The 17,151-nt window shown below is 70.0% G+C and carries 16 protein-coding genes; 7 read left to right on the plus strand and 9 right to left on the minus strand.

Features of this window, described 5'->3' with window-relative positions; translation table 11 throughout:
* The first annotated feature begins 121 nt into the window (after window positions 1-121).
* Window positions 122-1,864: a flavin monoamine oxidase family protein gene (locus AC07NS_RS08765; RefSeq protein WP_494602745.1), complete on the plus strand. Its 1,743-nt coding sequence runs from the start codon at window positions 122-124 to the stop codon at window positions 1,862-1,864.
* An 11-nt stretch (window positions 1,865-1,875) separates the two neighbouring features.
* On the opposite strand, the gene AC07NS_RS08770 is transcribed toward AC07NS_RS08765, so the two are convergent.
* The 9 genes from AC07NS_RS08770 to rdgB form a co-directional block, all read right to left on the minus strand.
* A complete protein-coding gene (locus AC07NS_RS08770) occupies window positions 1,876-3,591 on the minus strand; it encodes an AmpG family muropeptide MFS transporter (protein ID WP_494602746.1) in 1,716 nt (571 codons plus the stop codon).
* Window positions 3,592-3,626: 35 nt separating this feature from the next.
* Window positions 3,627-5,165 (minus strand): response regulator, encoded by a 1,539-nt coding sequence (locus AC07NS_RS08775; RefSeq protein ID WP_494602747.1) that lies wholly within the window; start codon window positions 5,163-5,165, stop codon window positions 3,627-3,629.
* Between the two features lie 1,021 nt (window positions 5,166-6,186).
* A complete protein-coding gene (locus AC07NS_RS08780) occupies window positions 6,187-7,722 on the minus strand; it encodes a YifB family Mg chelatase-like AAA ATPase (RefSeq protein WP_494602748.1) in 1,536 nt (511 codons plus the stop codon).
* Window positions 7,723-7,843: 121 nt separating this feature from the next.
* A complete protein-coding gene (gshB, locus tag AC07NS_RS08785; protein WP_494602749.1) occupies window positions 7,844-8,797 on the minus strand; it encodes a glutathione synthase in 954 nt (317 codons plus the stop codon).
* Window positions 8,798-9,061: 264 nt separating this feature from the next.
* Window positions 9,062-9,877: a SirB1 family protein gene (locus AC07NS_RS08790; protein ID WP_494602750.1), complete on the minus strand. Its 816-nt coding sequence runs from the start codon at window positions 9,875-9,877 to the stop codon at window positions 9,062-9,064.
* Window positions 9,874-10,278 (minus strand): YraN family protein, encoded by a 405-nt coding sequence (locus AC07NS_RS08795; protein WP_494602751.1) that lies wholly within the window; start codon window positions 10,276-10,278, stop codon window positions 9,874-9,876. Before AC07NS_RS08795 ends, AC07NS_RS08790 begins: the two co-directional genes overlap by 4 nt.
* Window positions 10,275-11,147 (minus strand): 16S rRNA (cytidine(1402)-2'-O)-methyltransferase, encoded by an 873-nt coding sequence (gene rsmI / locus AC07NS_RS08800; RefSeq protein ID WP_487290655.1) that lies wholly within the window; start codon window positions 11,145-11,147, stop codon window positions 10,275-10,277. The genes AC07NS_RS08795 and rsmI overlap by 4 nt, the downstream gene beginning before the upstream one ends.
* Window positions 11,148-11,205: 58 nt before the next feature.
* Window positions 11,206-12,336, minus strand: a complete 1,131-nt coding sequence (hemW, locus tag AC07NS_RS08805) for a radical SAM family heme chaperone HemW (protein ID WP_494602844.1) — start codon at window positions 12,334-12,336, stop codon at window positions 11,206-11,208.
* Between the two features lie 28 nt (window positions 12,337-12,364).
* Window positions 12,365-12,970: an RdgB/HAM1 family non-canonical purine NTP pyrophosphatase gene (gene rdgB, locus AC07NS_RS08810; RefSeq protein WP_494602752.1), complete on the minus strand. Its 606-nt coding sequence runs from the start codon at window positions 12,968-12,970 to the stop codon at window positions 12,365-12,367.
* A 358-nt stretch (window positions 12,971-13,328) separates the two neighbouring features.
* On the opposite strand from rdgB, the gene AC07NS_RS08815 reads away from it, so the two are divergent.
* The 6 genes from AC07NS_RS08815 to AC07NS_RS08840 all read left to right on the plus strand — a co-directional run bounded on the left by AC07NS_RS08815 (window position 13,329) and on the right by AC07NS_RS08840 (window position 17,042).
* Entirely contained in the window at window positions 13,329-13,859 is a 531-nt protein-coding gene (locus AC07NS_RS08815; protein ID WP_110120426.1) for a DUF2975 domain-containing protein, read from the plus strand.
* 19 nt (window positions 13,860-13,878) lie between these two features.
* Window positions 13,879-14,109 (plus strand): helix-turn-helix domain-containing protein, encoded by a 231-nt coding sequence (locus tag AC07NS_RS08820; protein ID WP_110120425.1) that lies wholly within the window; start codon window positions 13,879-13,881, stop codon window positions 14,107-14,109.
* Between the two features lie 228 nt (window positions 14,110-14,337).
* The gene (locus AC07NS_RS08825; protein WP_494602845.1) at window positions 14,338-14,766 is read left to right on the plus strand and encodes a thioredoxin domain-containing protein; all 429 of its coding nucleotides are present in this window, start codon (window positions 14,338-14,340) and stop codon (window positions 14,764-14,766) included.
* 90 nt (window positions 14,767-14,856) lie between these two features.
* Entirely contained in the window at window positions 14,857-16,308 is a 1,452-nt protein-coding gene (locus AC07NS_RS08830) for an FAD-binding oxidoreductase (RefSeq protein ID WP_494602753.1), read from the plus strand.
* A 53-nt stretch (window positions 16,309-16,361) separates the two neighbouring features.
* A complete protein-coding gene (locus tag AC07NS_RS08835) occupies window positions 16,362-16,709 on the plus strand; it encodes a RidA family protein (protein WP_494602754.1) in 348 nt (115 codons plus the stop codon).
* Window positions 16,710-16,718: 9 nt separating this feature from the next.
* The gene (locus tag AC07NS_RS08840) at window positions 16,719-17,042 is read left to right on the plus strand and encodes a hypothetical protein (RefSeq protein WP_494602755.1); all 324 of its coding nucleotides are present in this window, start codon (window positions 16,719-16,721) and stop codon (window positions 17,040-17,042) included.
* Window positions 17,043-17,151: the final 109 nt, after the last annotated feature.

Below are 17,151 nucleotides of genomic sequence, written 5' to 3' on the forward strand. Positions count from 1 at the left end.
AGCGATCCGGGGCCTTTTTCTTTGCGCGCTGTCTGGTTTCGCACAGTCGTCATCGACCGCTTTGCGCGTACTTCGTCAACTACAATTCTAGGTCGCTTCGCGCGGCCACGGGGAGGCGGCGATGGGAACGACCTACACGATCTTCGGCGCGGGGCCGGCCGGGCTCTACACGGCCTGGCGGCTGGTCACCGGCGGCAAGGCCGTCTCCGGCGACACGATAGAGCTCTACGAGTGGGGCGACTACGCCTTCGACGGGCCGGGCTCGGGCACGCGCCTGCCGGCTGGGCGCATCGTCACCCACTTCTGCTTCGACGATCCCAAGCAGTCCTACATCGAGGCGGGCGGCATGCGCTTCATCGAGTGGGACGGAACCCAGGGCCACCAACTGGTCACCCTGACCATCCAGGCGCTGGGCCTGTCGGACAAGGTCATCGACTTCAACACCACCGACAACCCGCTGCTGTTCCTGCGCGAGGAGCATATCTACCAGAACGACCTGGCGACCCACCCCGCGCCCTACAACACGCCGGGCAACAACGAGCAGCCGGCCGCCACCCTGTTCTCGAACATCTCGGCCCTGATCACCGGCAATGCGCCGGTCTCGACCCGGACCCAGCAGTGCGCCTTCTACGGCTCGGGCCGGCTGCCGGAGACCTTCAACTCGTTCGTCTATCCGCCGGGCTCGATCGCCGGCAACATCGGCTACTGGAACGTCTTCTACGACCAGGCCGGCAACGAGGGCTACGAGTACGCCGCCGACGCCGGCGGCTACACTTCCAACGTCATCAACTGGAACGCCGCCAACGCCGCCGTCTATAACGGCGAATTCGCGCCGGGCGGGGCGTTCAAGACGGTCAACGGCGGCTATTCCCAGGTCTTCGTCCAGCTCTACCAGCAGGCCTTGGCGGCGGCGCAGAAAGCGGGGGTGAACCTCGTGCTGACCCAGCGCACCCGCCTGCACTCGGTGTGGCTGGAGGGCGACGTGGTCAACTACCGCCTGGCCAGCGCGGAGAACCCCTTCAAGGGCGGCGACGTCCAGACCACGCAGAACGCCTTCCTGGCCATGCCGCCGGCCTCGCTGGACCTGGTGGCCGAGGCCACGCGCTATGCCGACATGCCGGCGGGGACCCTCGACATCCTCAACGCCGAGGGCGTGCAGCTCTACATGGACGGGGTGATCCGCCAGCCGTCGATGCGGGTGATGCTGTTCTTCGACCGTCCGTGGTGGACCGACGCCGACGTGCCCTATCCGCCGGACCTGTCGGGCAAGGACAACGTCTTCGGCCCCACCATCACCGACCTGCCGCTGCGCCAAGTCTACTACTTCGGAAACAACAGCCAGGGGACCGACAACCCCATGTACGGCGTGCTCGCCTCCTATGACGACATGCAGTACGTGCAGTTCTGGCAGGAGCTGGAGATCGGCGTGGGCGAGCGCCGCAAGGTTCCGATCGACCAGGACTACCAGGTGCTGTTCGGCCCCCGGAAGGCGACCGACACCATGATCCGAATGGTGCTGCTGGAGCTGGCCAAGGTGCACTGGGGCGATCCGAACGCCGCCCACCAGATCCCCTGGCCGGTGGAGTCGATCTTCGACGACTTCTCGCTCAATCCGTTCGGGGCCGGCTATCACGCCTGGGCCGCGCACTACGACATCTGCGACGTGATGCAACGCATCCGCCAGCCGACGGGCCTCGTGCCCGGCGCCGCGGCGGCCAACCTGTTCATCATCGGCGAGGCCTATTCCAACGACCAGGCCTGGGTCGAGGGCGCGTTCTGCACGGCGGAGTCGGTGCTGGTGCAGTACTACGGCATGACCACCATCGCCGACACGACCAACTATCCGCTGATCTGCGCCTGCTGAGGGGCGGGGGCTTAGGCGGCGGCTTCGGCCGCCGCCGCGTCCTTCAGCGCCTGGACCTTGGGTTGCCGGGCGGCCACCAGGAACGACAGGGCGATAGCCACGACGCCGATCAGGGCGGTGTAGACGAAGAAGGCGACATAGCCCGCGCCCATGGCCGCGCCGCTGACTTTCAGCTTGGCGCCGGCGGCGGCGAAGGTCTCGGGCGGCAGGCGCACGAACAGGCCCTTCAGCGCGCCCAACAGGCCGCCGTGCTCGGCCGCGACCGCCGAGGCCTCGACGATGCGGCCCGACTGCGAGGCCACCAGCTTGCCCGGCAGGGCGTAGAGCGACGAGAACAGGGCGTACTGCGTGGCCGTGAAGCCGGCGCTGGTCAGGCTCGACATGTAGGCGATCAGCGCCGTGCCGGCGATGCCGCCGCAGATGTTGTCCAGGCAGATGCTGGTGAACAGCATCGGCACGCTGTGGCCGCTGACGGCCAGGACGGCGAAGCCCAGATTGCTGATCGGCTGGGCGAAGGCCCCGATGATCAGGGCCTTCATCAGGCCGAAGCGGGCGACGATGACGCCGCCCAGGAACACGCCAATCATCGAGGCGATGATGCCGAACACCTTGCGGATCTCGGCGATCTCGGTGAGCGAGAAACCGAGGTCGCGGTAGAACGGGTTCATGATGTTGAGCACGAAGTCCGAGACCCGGTAGACGCAGATGGCCGCCAGGATCAGGCCGGCCACGCCCGAGAAGCGGGTCGTGAACTCCTTCAGCGGCTCGCCGAAGGCCTTGGACATGTAGACGCCAGGCTTGGTGCGCAGCCCCGGGATCGGCCAGGCGGCGATGACGATGACGCCCAGGCCGACCAGGGCGCCGAAGAGTTGCAGCCAGACGCCGTTGGGCTTGGCGGTCCAGGCGTCGGCCAGGGCCTCGCCCCCGACCAGCTTCGACAGCAGGCTGGCGTCGCCAGCCAGGCCCGAGCCCAGGATCAGGGCCCCTAGGGCGATGATCGCCAGGCGCAGCAGCCATTCGGCGACGACCAGGACCTGGGGTTGGGCGACGTCGTCGGTGTGGATCGGGCGGATGGTGTGGGCGGCCTCGCGCGGCGCCCACAGGGTGGCGCCGAGGCCGATCAGCACGGCAAGGGCCATCAGGGCGTAGGAGAAGTTCCAGCCGAAGCGCTCGGCCAGGAGCAGCGGCACGGCGCCGGCCATGACCATGGCCCCGCGATAGCCCCACTGCACGGCCACGGCCATCGGGCCCTGGCGCTCGGCGTCGGCCACCTCGATGCGCCAGGCGTCGATGACGATGTCCTGGCTGGCGGTGAGAAAGCCGGTCAGCACCGCCAGGGCGGCCAGCAGACCCAGATTGGTCGCGGGGTTCAGGGTCGAGATGGCCCAGAGGCCCAGCATGATCCCGGCCTGGCAGACCAGCATCCAGGCGCGGCGATGGCCGAGCAGGCCGTGGAGCACCGGGATCTTCGTCCGGTCGATCAGCGGGGCCCACAGGAACTTCAGCGAGAACGACAGGGTGGCCAGGCTGAAGAAGCCGATCACCGACAGCGACAGGCCAGCGTCCCGCAGCCACAGCGATAGGGTGTCGAAGATCAGCATGTAGGGCAGGCCGGAGGCGAAGCCGAGGCCCAGCAGAGCCAGGGCCCGTCGCTCGCCGAACACGGACAGGGCGCCGAGCAGGCTCTTCTTTGGCGGGGCGCCGGTCGGCGTGGTCTGCTCGGTCATGATCTTCCCCGAAGACGGGGAAAGCGCGCGTCCCGTCAGCGGGCGACCTTGGCGCGCGTCGCGACGTTCGTCCAGCGGCGCGGGCGGTCGGGGCCGGTCCAGCGCGACAGGGCCTCGCGCAGGGCGGCCGGGGTCAGCGGCTTGACCAGGAAATCGTCCATGCCGGCCAGCAGGCACTGGCGACGGTCCTCGTCGAAGGCGTCGGCGGTCAGGGCCAGGATCGGGGTGTCGACGCCCTTGGCGCGAACGGCGCGGGTGGCCTCCAGGCCGTTCAGGCCCGGCATGCGCAGGTCCATGAACACTAGGTCGTAGGTCCCGCGCGACAGGGCGGCCACGGCCTCGTCGCCGCTGGCGATGCGATCGACCGTGCAGCCCTCGCGCTCCAGCAGGGTGCGGGCCAGCAGGGCGTTGATCGGATTGTCCTCGGCCAGCAGCACGCGGGCGCCGGGGGCGGCGGCCGGGGCGATGCGGTCGTCCTGGGCCTCGGCCGGGGCGACGATGGCCTCCAGGGCGGCGTCGATCGGCTTGGCGGCCAGCACCTGCGTGACCAGCGAGGCGCGGCGCAGGGGCTTGATCAGGTAGCCGCTGAAGCCGGCCTTCGACAGGCTGGGGATCAGGTCGCGCTGGTCGGGGGTCAGCAGGGCCACGGCGGCGCGGCCGACGGGCGCGGCCAGCGGCTGGTCGGGACCGGCCAGGGCGGCGTCGATCAGCAGCACGGCCTGGCGTGGCAGGGTCTCGACCTGGGCCAGGTTGGAAAGGTTCTTCACCCAGGCGCCCGAGGCGATGGCCTGAGCGCCGACGGCCTCGCGGACCACCGGGTTGGGCGAGACCACGGCGACGAACCGGCCTTCCAGGGGAGGAGCGGCGTCGGCGGGAGCCTGGCGCTCGAACGGGGCTTCGAACCAGAAGTCCGCGCCGCCGCCTGCGGCTTCGCCCACGCCTGCGGCGCCGTCCATGGCGGCGGCCAGGCGGGCGACGATGGCCAGGCCCAGGCCCGCGCCGCCCAGCTGGGCCTGGTGCGAGGGATCGGTTTGGACGAAGGCTTCGAAGATGCTTTCGCGCTGCTCGGGGGCGACGCCCGGCCCGGTGTCGGCCACCGAGAAGCGCACGCGGCCTTCGCCGACGTCGCGGGCGGTGATCAGCACGCCGCCCTTTTCGGTGAACTTCACGGCGTTGCCGGCGAAGTTCAGCAGCACCTGGCGCAGGCGGCCCTCGTCGGCCAGCAGCGGCGGCAGGCCGCGCTCGACCGCCCAGCCGATCTCGATCTTCTTCTCGTGGGCGCGCGGGCTCATCAGCTCGGCCACCTGGCGCAGCAGGTCCTCGATGTGCACGGGGGCCAGATGCAGCTCCAGCGCCGTGGCGCCCAGGCGCGCGAAGTCGAGCACGTCGTTGACCAGCGAAAGCAGATGGTCGCCGCTCTCGCGCAGGGCGGCGACATAGGAGCGCTGCTCGGCGGTGAGCCTGGTGTTCTCCAGCAGACGCGCCATGCCCAGAACCCCGTTCAGGGGCGTGCGGAACTCGTGGCTCAAGGTGGCCAGCTGTTCGGCGGAGACGGCGTCGCGGGTCTTGGTCATGGCGCGTGAGTGTAGGGGGCGGGTGTTAAGGGGCGGTGGAGGCGAGCGCGGAATCCTTCTCCCCTTGCGGGAGAAGGTGGCGGCGAAGCCGTCGGATGAGGGGTCTCTCAGATGTGAGACCCCTCCACCCGGCCTGACTGCTGCACGCGGTGTTGAGTTTTGAGAGACCCCTCACCCGACCTCCTTCGGAGGCCACCCTCTCCCGCAAGGGGAGAGGGCACGGAGAGGCGATCTCCCGTGAAAACTCACGAAAGCTGATGGGGAGGCGCGGAGCGGCTGGGCGGAGCCCGGAGACCGTGATGTGTTTTAGCGTTTCGGCTTCGTCTGACCGCTCCGCCGCATCATTGGCTCGGAGGGGCCAGAGGCGCGGGTGTTGTTTCAACCCAAGGCCCAGCCTTTCCCCCGGACGGGCAGGACCAACAGCCCCGCGGTGATCCGGCGGCGGCCTCGGCTGATCCTGTTAGGCCGGTTTAGCGATCCCGGCCCTGTCGACCCGCTCGTTTCGTCACGGAACGGCTTGGCGGCCCAATCACGCCTTCTGAGCGATCCTGCAAACCCGCCCTTCCCATGACGCCCCAAGCGGCCCCGCTCGATGCGATCCACAGCCGCTAACTCGGGCCGGTACCAAGAGCCCTCCCCATGGCTGGGATGGGTTTGATTATGGGGCGGCTCGAGAAGGTGGGGATAAGTTGGGGTTATAAAGTTGTAGGGCGTTGAGTTGGTTGGACTCTTTTCCGCGTTCACCGTGTGAGTGATGTGCGTTGAGCCCGATCCTTCTCCCCTTGCGGGAGAAGGTGGCGGCCGAAGGCCGACGGATGAGGGGTTTCTCAGACGGGAGACGCTCCGCCCAGCCTGGCCGCTCCACGCGGCTTTGAGTTCCGAGAGACCCCTCACCCGACCTCCTTCGGAGGCCACCCTCTCCCGCAAGGGGAGAGGGATCGGGAGGAGAGCGGCCAGCTGTTCGGAAGCTGAAAACGGCCCCCCTCCGTCGCTCCGCGACACCTCCCCCAGAGGGGGAGGGTCAGATCGTTTCCATCTCTCCCACCGTGCTTGTCCGCCGGTGGGCGAGGGCTTCGGCGATGTGGACGCGTTTGACCGAGGCCGCGCCTTCCAGGTCGGCGATGGTGCGGGCCAGGCGCAGGGTGCGGGTCCAGCCGCGGGCGGAGAGGCGGCCGGCTTCGGCGGCGCGGGTCAAGAGGGTGCGGCCGGGCTCGTCGAGGGCGCAGATCCGCTCCAGCAGTTCGCCCTCGGCGCGGCCGTTCAGAACCTCCGGCGTGCCGGGCATGACGTCTTCGGCGCGCTCGGCTTGCAGCCGGCGCGCGGCGGCCACGCGGGCGGCGACCTCGGCCGAGCCTTCGCTGGAGGCCGGCAGGGCCAGGTCGGCGGCGGTGACGGCGGGCATGTCGACGGCCAGGTCGATGCGGTCCATCAGCGGACCCGACACCCGGCCCTGGTAGTCGCGCTGGCAGCGTGGGGCTTTTCCGCAAGCGCCGCGCCCGGCCCCGCCGTGGCCGCAGCGGCAGGGGTTCATCGCCGCCACCAGCTGCACCCGGGCCGGATAGCGGATGTGGGCGTTGGCGCGGGCGACCATCACCTCGCCGGTCTCCAGCGGCGCGCGCAGGCTGTCGAGCGCCTGGACGCCGAATTCGGGCAGTTCGTCGAGGAACAGCACGCCGTTGTGGGCCAGCGACACCTCGCCCGGCTTGGCCTTCAGCCCGCCGCCGGTGAGGGCGGCCATGCTGGCGCTGTGGTGGGGGCTGCGGAAGGGCCGGGCGCGGGTGAGCGTGCCCTTGGCGATCAGCCCGGCCACCGAATGGACCATCGAGGTTTCCAGCAGTTCGCCCGAGGTCAGCGGCGGCAGCAGGCCTGGCAGGCGCTGGGCCAGCATCGACTTGCCCGAGCCGGGCGGGCCGACGAACAGCAGGTTGTGGCCGCCGGCCGCAGCGATCTCCAGCGCCCGCTTGCCCTGCTCCTGGCCCTTCACGTCGCGCAGGTCTTTCGCCCGCTCGCCCTCGACCACCGGACCGGGCGCGGGGGCGGAAAGGATCTGGCTGCCCCGGAAGTGGTTGATCAGGGCCACCAGCGAGCGCGGGGCCAGGATCCGCGTGCCGCCCGCCCAGGCGGCTTCCGGCCCGCAGGCCTCGGGGCAGATGAGGCCCAGGTCCATGGCGCCGGCCGCCATGGCCGCGGGCAGGGCGCCGGCGCAGGCGACGATGCGGCCGTCGAGCGACAGCTCGCCCATCGCCGCCCAGCCATCCAGCGCGTCGGCCGGGACCACGCCCATCACCGCCAGCACCGCCAGGGCGATCGGCAGGTCGTAGTGCGTGCCCTCCTTGGGCAGGTCGGCGGGGGCCAGGTTGGCGACGATGCGCTTGCCCGGCATCGACAGCCCGAGACCGGCGAAGGCGCCCCGCACGCGCTCGCGGCTTTCGGCCACGGCCTTGTCGGCCAGGCCGACGACGGCGAAGGCGACCTGACCGCCGGTCAGCTGCACCTCGACGTCGACGCGACGCGCCTCGACGCCCTCGAACGCCACCGTGACGACCTTGGCCGCCATCCCGATCCCCCGGTTTTTGTCCTAGTTATCCACAAGTCCAGCATGGGGACCGGTTCGGAGCAAGAACAAAAATCGAACGTTTTGAGAAAGTGTGACGATTCAGTATACTAGCGCTACTTGTTCAAGCAGAGGTTGATCGGATGGCTTCGATCCGATCCCAGAGGATCGCGGCGGCGTCGATTCCGCTGAACCGCTTCAACTGCTGCGCGCCGGTGGGCGAGGTGACGTTGATCTCGGTCAGGTAGTCGCCGATCACGTCGATGCCGACGAACAGCAGGCCGCGCTTCTTCAGTTCCGGGCCGATGATGGCGCACAGTTCCTTGTCGCGGGCGGTCAGTTCGACGGCCTCGGCGCGGCCGCCGACGCGCAGGTTCGAGCGCACCTGGCCGGCGGCCGGGACGCGGTTGATGGCGCCGACCGGCTCGCCGTCGACCAGCAGCACGCGCTTGTCGCCCTTGCTGACGGCCGGAACGAATTTCTGGGCGATGACCTGCTCGCGGCTGATCATGGCGTGCAGTTCGAGCAGGGCGTCGAGATTGGGATCGTCCGCCAGCAGACGGGCCACGCCCGAGCCGCCGCCGCCGTAGAGGGGCTTCAGGACGATATCGCCGTGGCGGGCGCGGAAGTCGTAGATCGCCTCGTGGTCGGAGGTGATCAGGGTCGGCGGCTGCACGCCCGGGAAGTCGGTGACGAACAGCTTCTCGGGCGCGTTGCGCACCTCGGCCGGATTGTTCACCACCAAGGTGTGGGGGTGGACCTTCTCGAGGAAGTAGGTCGCGGTGATGTAGGCCATGTCGAACGGCGGATCCTGGCGCATCAGCACCACGTCGACGTCGTCCTTCATGTCGAGCACGACGGTCTCGCCGAGCTTGGCGTGCGCGCCCTTGTCGGCGAACACCTCCAGCGGCTGGGCGCGGGCGAAGACGCGGCCGTCCTCCAGGGAAAGCTTGTCTGGCGTGTAGAACCACAGCTTATGACCGCGGTTCTTGGCCTCCATCATCATCAGGAAGGTGGTGTCGGTGTCGATGTTGATCCCCAGGACGGGATCCATCTGGACGGCGACTCTCAGCGACATGACGACTCCGGGGCTTTCTGGACGCCGCACAGGTACACGGTTCCGCGGCGCTGGTGTCTAGTTAAGTCGAAGCTGCGCGATTGCGAGGGGTCTCGTGAGATCCTTCTCCCCTTGCGGGAGAAGGTGGCGGCGAAGCCGTCGGATGAGGGGTCTCTCAGAACGACCCGTTTTCACCCAGCCGATCTGCTTGTCGCGGCGGATCGGGCTTTCGACCCCTCACCCGACCTCCTTCGGAGGCCACCCTCTCCCGCAAGGGGAGAGGGATCAGTTGAGCCGCAGCCGCACCCGCTCCCGCGCCGCCCGGGCGGCGATCGTCGCGCCGCCGTCCAGGGTCTGCGCGCGCGACAGGGCCTGCAGCGCCCCGGCCAGGGCGCCCTGGCCTTCGCGGGCGGCGGCGACGTCGAGCCAGGGGTGGTGGTCGGTGGGGTCGAGCAGAGCGCGGCGCAGGGCCGAGCGCTCGGCGCGAGCCCAGTCGCGGGCCTGCTGGGCGCGGGCGAAGATGTTGTTCTGCAGGCGGATCAGCACGGCGCGGTCGGAGATCGGGGCCATCAGCTGGTCGAGGCGCGCGGCGACGTCGGGCATCAGGCCGGTGCGCAGGGCCCGGCGCGACAGCTCCGACGGCAGCACCACCCGGCCTTCGCTGAACGGATCCAGCGCCAGCGGGCCCTCGTCGGTCTCGATGCGCAGCAGGAAGTGGCCGGGGAAATCGACGCCGAACACCTCCAGCCCCGCCTCCCGCGCGGCGTGGATGTAGAACACACCCAGGGCCACGGGCAGGCCCTTGCGGCGCTCGGCGATGGCGATGACGTCGGCGTTGTCTGGATGGTCGTAGGTCAGCAGGTCGCCGGTCAGGCGCAGGTCGCCGGCCATGGTCTCGGCGATGGCCTCTTCGGGCGATTCCAACTGCAGGCGGTTCTTCAGGCGCTCGACGGCCGAGCGGGCCAGGTCGAGGGCCGGTTGCTCGTCGCGGTCGGGATCGTCGTGCACGGCGCAGGCCGTGGCCGCCTCGAACAACGGGAAGCCGTCGTCGTCGTGCTCGCCGGCGCGGGTGAGGATTTCCTCGGCTTCGTCGCGGGTCATGCCCAGCCCCTCCCGTCATCGGGCCAGGCGTCGGGCACGTGGCGAGGCGGGCGGCCGGGCGACATGGCCAAGAGGTCCAGGCGCACGGCCATGCCCTTCAGCCCGGCGCGCGAGGCCGCGGCCAGCGCGCCCGCGCGACGCAGGCGCATCCGTTGTTCGAAGCTCACCGCTTCCAGCGCCGCCTCCAGGCTCGTCCGGCTCTTGACCTCGACAACGATCAAGACGCGTCCGCGTTGCGCGAGGATGTCGATCTCGCCCGCGCGGGTGGCCAGGCGGAAGCCGAGAATGCGGTAGCCCTTCAGCATCAGCCAGGCGGCGGCGAGCGCTTCGGCCCGGCGGCCGGAGCGTCGGGCGGCCGCGCCGCGCGCACTGCGGATCTCGCGGAAGGGGCCGGCCGTCATCCGGCCTCCTTCAGGGCCAGGGCCTGGCGGTAGAGGTCCTTGCGTGACAGGCCCAGAGCCTTGGCGACCTCTGAAGCGGCCTCGCCCAGGGGCAGGCGGGTCATGGCCTCGCGCAAGGCGGCCTCGGCGTCGTCGGCGCTGGCGGCCTTCTCCTCGCCGGGGCCGACGAGGATGACGATCTCGCCCTTGGGGGCCTCGAAGCGGGGATCGACGGCCAGTTCGCCCAGCGGACCGCGCACGCAGGTCTCGTAGAGCTTGGTCAGTTCACGGCACACCGCGCCCGGACGATCGGCGCCGAACACGGCGGCCATGTCGGCCAGGGTGTCGTCCACCCGCGAGGCGCCTTCGAAGAAGATCAGGGTGGCGCGGACGTTGGCGAATTCCTCGAGGAAGGTCTTGCGCGCGCCACTCTTGGGCGGCGGGAAGCCGGCGAACAGGAAGCGGTCGGTGGGCAGGCCGGCCAGGGTGAGCGCCGCAAGGGCGGCGGAAGCGCCGGGGATCGGGAACACCGGATGGCCGGCCGCGATCGCCTCGCGGGCCAGGCGGTAGCCGGGGTCGGAGACCATCGGCGTGCCGGCGTCCGAGACCAGGGCCACGCGCTCGCCGGCCTCCAGCCGCTCCAGGATGGCGGGGATGGCGCGCTCGGCCACGTGTTCGTCGTGGCGCTCCAGCTTGGTCTTGATGGAATAGGCCGACAGCAGCTTGCCGGTGACGCGGGTGTCCTCGGCCAGCAGCAGGTCGCAGGCGGCCAGCACGTCGAGCGCCCGCAGGGTGATGTCGCGCAGGTTCCCGATCGGCGTGGCCACGAGATAGAGGCCGGGCGCGAGGGGGGCGTCGGACAGGACGGGCGGGGGAAGCAGACGGCTCAAGACGCGGAACTATCCTTGTGCGGGGCGCTCGCCCCCGAGAAGCAGTCGCGAATAGGTATCAGGTCGCCAGCACGGCCGTAAGCCGGTCGAGCACGAGCCGGCCCTGCCGCGTGGCGCGCAGGCGTATCGGGTCATCGACCAGAAGCCCGGACTCGACCAGCGATTTCACCTTGGGCGTGTCCGGACGAAGGTCGAGGGCGGCCATTTCGGAAAAGGCCACGCCGTCGTCGATGCGCAGGCCCAGCAGCAGGCGCTCCTCGGCGGCCTCGACGGCGGAGAGGTCCTCGCGCTCGAAACCGGTTCCGTCGCGGGCCACGGCGGCGATGTAGTCAGCGATCTTGGCGCGGGCGGTGGTGGCGACCTTGCCCGACGGCAACGTCAGGCGGCCGTGGGCGCCGGGGCCGACGCCGACATAGTCGACGCCCCGCCAGTAGACGAGATTGTGGCGCGAGCGGGCGGCCGGCCCCCGGGCGTGGTTGGAGACCTCGTAGGCGTCGAAGCCGGCGGCCTCCAACACCTCCTGCGTCGTTTCGAACAGCTGGGCGGCCAGGTCCTCGTCGGGCGGGACGATCCTGCCGCGCCCCACCGCGCGGTCGAAGGCGGTGCCGGCCTCGATGGTCAGCTGGTAGGGCGAGACGTGCTCGGGTCCGTAGGCCAGCATTTCGGCCAGCTCCTCGCGCCAGGCGGCGTCGGTCTGGCCGGGGCGAGCGTAGATCAAGTCGACCGACAGGCGCGGGAAGAGGCGAGCGGCCGTGGCGACGGCGCGGCGGGCCGAGCCGGCGTCGTGGTTGCGGCCCAAGAGCTTCAGCGAGGCGTCGTCCAGCGCCTGGACGCCCAGCGACAGCCGCGCCACGCCAGCGTCAGCCAAGGCCTCGAAGCGGCCGGCCTCGGCGTCGGTGGGATTGGCCTCGAGGCTGATCTCCAGGTCGTCGGCCGGGCTCCAGAGGGCCTTGGCGGTCGCGATGACGCGGGCGACGGCGGCCGGATCCATCAGCGAGGGCGTGCCGCCGCCGAAGAAGATCGACAGCAGGCGGCGCGGTCCGGTCAGGGTGCGCTGGGCGGTCATGTCGGCGACGATCGCCTCAGCCAAAGCCGCCTGCTCGTCCGTCCGACCCCGGTCACGCACGACGTTGAAGTCGCAATAGGGGCAGATGCGGGCGCAGTAGGGCCAGTGGACGTAAAGGCCCAGAGGGGGGAGGCCTAGAGGGGCGAGGCCGTCACTCAAACAGCGCCGCCTTCAGCTTCTCGAAGGCCACGGCGCGGTGGCTCATGGCGTCCTTGGCGGCCGGCTCCATCTCGCCGAAGGTCAGGTCGTGGCCGGTGGGGATGAAGATCGGGTCGTAGCCGAAGCCCTTGTCGCCGCGCGGCGGGAACACCAGGGTCCCGTGCACCTCGCCCTGCACCACCACGGCCGGGCCGCCGTTGGGCCAGGCCACCGCGAGCGCGCAGGTGAACCAGGCCGACAGGTCGTCGGAGCCCTTCTCCTCGATGCGCTCGGCGACCTTGTCCATGGCCAGGGCGAAATCCTTGGTCGGGCCGGCCCAGCGGGCCGAATAGATGCCGGGCGCGCCGTCCAGCGCGGCGACCGACAGGCCCGAGTCGTCGGCCAGCGACACCTCGCCCGACAGGTCGGCGGCGTGGCGGGCCTTGAGCAGGGCGTTGCCGACGAAGGTGGTCTCGGTCTCGTCCGGCTCGGGCAGGCCGAGCGCGCCGGCGGCCAGCACCTCGAAACGGCCGTCGAGCAGGGCGGCCAGCTCCTTGGCCTTGCCCGGATTGTGGGTGGCGGCGACGATCTTCTGGCCGTTGATCAGTTTCAGGGTCATCGCGCGGCTCCTCGACAAAAGACCGCCCGTTAGACCCCTGGCGGACCCTCGCCGCAAGGCCCGATCATTGCGAAAGTTTAATATCGTTTATCGATAAGCGACATTGCTGGCTGGCCACCGATCGGCGATCCTGGCGACATCGGAGAAAGGCTTCTCCGTCCCCCCGCCTGGAACCGACCGATGACGATGCCCCGCCTGTTCAGCCTGCTGGAAACCTCGGCCTTCCGCCTGGCGACCGTGGCGCTGATCGCGGGCCTGCCGATCTCGGCCGTGACGTTCCTCGCCCACTCGCTCTAGACTTCAATCCGGCGACCGTCCCCGGGGCGAGTCGCCAGAGCATAGGTGGGGACAAAAGCCCATGCGCGCCTTGGGGCCGGGCTCGGTATCGAGCTTCCTGAAGATCATTCTCGACGTCAGCTACTACGTGCTGTGGATTTGGGTCAGCCTGCTGGCCCTGGTGACCATCCTGGTGCTGCTGCTGAGCTTCAACACCGACCTGCTGACCTCGATCCTGCCCAGCGAACTGGCCGAGCCCCTGGCCAAGAACGGTCCGGGATCGGCCGCCGCCCTGGCCGGCTGGGCGCTGATGTCGGGCGGCTGGATGGCCATCGTCGAGCGGCTGCGCAAGATCTTCGCCACCATGACCCTGGGCGACCCGTTCCACCCCGAGAACGTGCGCCGCCTGCGGGTGGTTGGCGGCATACTGGCGGCCCTGGAGGTCGGGCGCTATGTGTTCGCCGCCCTGACCCGGGTGCTGATCGACGGCGAGAAGGTCGTCGACGGCTCCTTCACCCTCAACGCCTGGTTCTCGGTGCTGGTGGTGTTCGTCCTGGCCGAGGTGTTCCGCGAGGGCGCCCGCCTTCGTCGCGAAGCCGAACTGACCATCTGAGCGCGGAGTTCGTCTCGCCATGTCCATCCGCGTCAATCTCGACCGCGTGCTGCTGGAGCGCCGCATGTCGCTGACCGAGCTGTCCGACCGCGTCGGGGTGACCATCGCCAACCTGTCGATCCTGAAGACCGGCAAGGCGCGGGCCATCCGCTTTTCGACGCTGGACGCCCTGTGCCGCGAACTGAACTGCCAGCCGGGCGACCTGATGACCTTCGAGCACGGGCCGGGCGAAGGCCACGACGAGGATTAGGGGGATCGGCGTTCAGCTGTTCGCGATCTTCAAATCCGTGTTTCCCCGCGAAGGCGGGGACCCAAGCTGATTTTCAGGATGAGGCGCGACCGTGGATCGATCCCGACCTCGGCTTGGGTCCCCGCCTTCGCGGGGATGCTCGGTGAAAAAATGAGCTCGGGCGGGTGGATGCCGATCCGCCCTAAAGGCGCCCTTGCAGGACGGGCTTCCGCGCCACACCTGCTGGCCATGCAAATCGTCTGTCCATCCTGCGGAGCGGCCAACCGCTTGCCCGAAGATCGCGACCCCGGCGCCGGCAAGTGCGGCCGCTGCAAGAGCGCCCTGTTCACGGCGACGCCCATCGAGGTCGACGCCGCCGGCCTCGATCGCCACCGCCGCCTGACGCAAGGGGCGGCCGTGCTGCTCGACGTCTGGGCCCCGTGGTGCGGGCCGTGCCGGTCTATGGCGCCCAACTACGCGGCCGCCGCCGGCAAGCTGGAGCCCCGCGTGCGCCTGCTGAAGCTGAATTCCGAGGCCCATCCCGCGCCGGCCTCGGCCCTGGGCGTCAGCGGCATCCCGGCCCTGATCCTGTTCCGCGACAACGCGGTGGTCGCCCGCCAGGCCGGCCTGATGAGCGCGTCGCAGATCGTGGACTGGACGACGCAGGCGCTGGGCTGACCCGCGCCCAAACTTGGCCATAGGCGCGAGCTATCGACCTTCACAACCTGGCGGCTAGGATCGCCAGGTTGTGACGCGGGGGCGATCAGCATGTCGAAGGCCGTTTCTCGACGGGAGGCCGTGGGCGGGGTCATGGCGGGGGCGGCCGTTCTGGCGACGCCCGCGCTGGCCGCGCCTGCCGCGCCCGATCCGCTGCTGCTCGACGACGTCAGCGGGCTGGACGCCACGCCGGTGGCCCGCCACGTGCGGCCGACGATCGACGGCGGCCTGGTCGAGGCGCTGCGGCGGGAGCTGAAGGACGCCGCCGCGGCGGGCCGTCCGGTCTGCGTCGGCGGCGCGCGCCATTCGATGGGCGGTCAGAGCCTGGCGCGGGACGGCGCGGCCATCACCTACGACCGCGGCGGCTGCGCTGCGGATGCGGCCAGCCTGACCTATCGCGCCCACGCCGGCGCCCGCTGGCGCGACGTCATCGCCACGCTTGACCCGCTGGGCTTCGCGCCCAAGGTCACCCAGGCCAACAACGACTTCACTCTGGGCGGCGCCTTCAGCGTCAACGTCCACGGCTGGGCCGCGCCGCTGGGTCCGATGGGCTCGACCGTGCGGGCGATCACCCTGCTGACGGCCGACGGCCAGCTGGTGCGCTGCTCGCGCGAGGTCGAGCCGGACCTGTTCGCCCTGGCCATGGGCGGCTACGGCCTGTTCGGGGTGATCGTCGACCTCGAGGTCGAGATGGTCCCCAACGTCCGTCTCAAGCCCAGCTACGAGACGATGCCGGCCGCCGGGTTCGGGCCGCGCTTCGCCAAGGCCCTGCACGAACCGGGCGTGGTCATGGGGTATGGGCGTCTGTCGGTGTCGCGGCGCGATTTCTTCGAAGAGGCGATGATGACGGTGTTCCGGCGGGTGGACGGCGACCCCGAGCGCCTGTCGGGCAAGGGCGATCCGATGGCCGGGGTGGTGCGCGAACTCTACCGCGCCCAGATCGGTTCGGAGGTCTGGAAGAACCTGCGCTGGTACGCCGAGACGGTGCTCAAGCCTGGTCTTGAGGACAAGGTCTTCACCCGCAACGCCCTGATCAACTCGTCGGTCGACGAACTGGCCGACCGCGACCGCCGCCGCACCGACATCCTGCACGAATACTTCCTGCCGCCCGAGCGGCTGGAGGGCTTCCTGGCCGCCTGCCGCGACATCATTCCGAAGTCGGGCCTGGATTTGCTGAACGTGACGCTGCGCTATGTGGCGGCCGACCGGACCAGCGTCATGGCCTTCGCCCCGACCGACCGGGTGGCGGCGGTGATGTCGTTCTCGCAGGCCAGGACGCTTAAGGCCGACGCGGCGATGAAGCCGGTCACCCAGGCCCTGATCGACGCGGCCCTGGCGAACGGCGGCTCGTTCTACCTGCCCTACCGCCTGCACGCCCGGCCCGACCAGCTGGCGCGGGCCTATCCGGGGCTGTCGCGGTTCGTGGCCGAGAAGCGCCGGCTGGATCCGGGCGGCCTCTTCCGCAACACCATGTGGGATCGGTATTTCGCGGGCGTGGCTTGACGGCGCCGCCCGCAGGCGGTCTTGCCGCCGTGACGATTTCAGGAGACCCGGACATGATCGAGCGTATCGGCAAGGCCAGGCGGTGGAGCGACGCCGTCGCCGCGGGCGGCTTGGTGTTCCTGTCGGGTCATGTCGCCGAGGAGACCGCTGGCGGCTCGGTGCTGGACCAGACGCGCGAAGTGCTGGCCCAGATCGACGACACTTTGGCCCAGGCCGGAACCGACAAGTCCCGCCTGGTCAGCGCGACCATCCACCTGGCCGACATCGGCCAGATCGGCGCCATGAACACGGCTTGGGACGCCTGGGTCGATCCCGAAAACCCGCCGGCCCGCACGACGGTCGAGGCGCGGCTGGCCGATCCGGGCTATGCCGTGGAGATCACCGTGGTGGCGGCGCGGTAGGGGATGGTCATGCTCACGGCTGACCTGGAGACCGCCATCGCCGCCGCGCTCACCGCGAAGGGCTCCGGCGCCCTGTCGTTCGAGCGGATGATGGCGCTGATCGAGCTTGGCCGATCGCGCGGCCTGTCGGTTTCGACCATCGATGCGACGTGCGACAGCGGTTGGACGCCAAGAGCCGACTGGGGCTTCCACATCGAGAGCGACGACCTGGACCGGATGGCGGGCGATCTCCCGGCGCGAGCCGACGCCGCGGCCGAGCAGGCCAGGGAGAACTACGGGTCGATGACGGTCGAGGACGGCGTCGAATTCGAGGTCTGGTTCTGGCGGGACTGAAGCGCGCTCGGCCGGGGGGCGTCCCTGGCCGACATCGCCGGCGTCGCGTGTTTGGTACGTGCGCGATCCCGTGTGGGTGGTAGTGATCGACCTTCGTGGGGCGTTGGGG

The organism is Caulobacter sp. GW821-FHT10A10 (assembly GCF_059415745.1).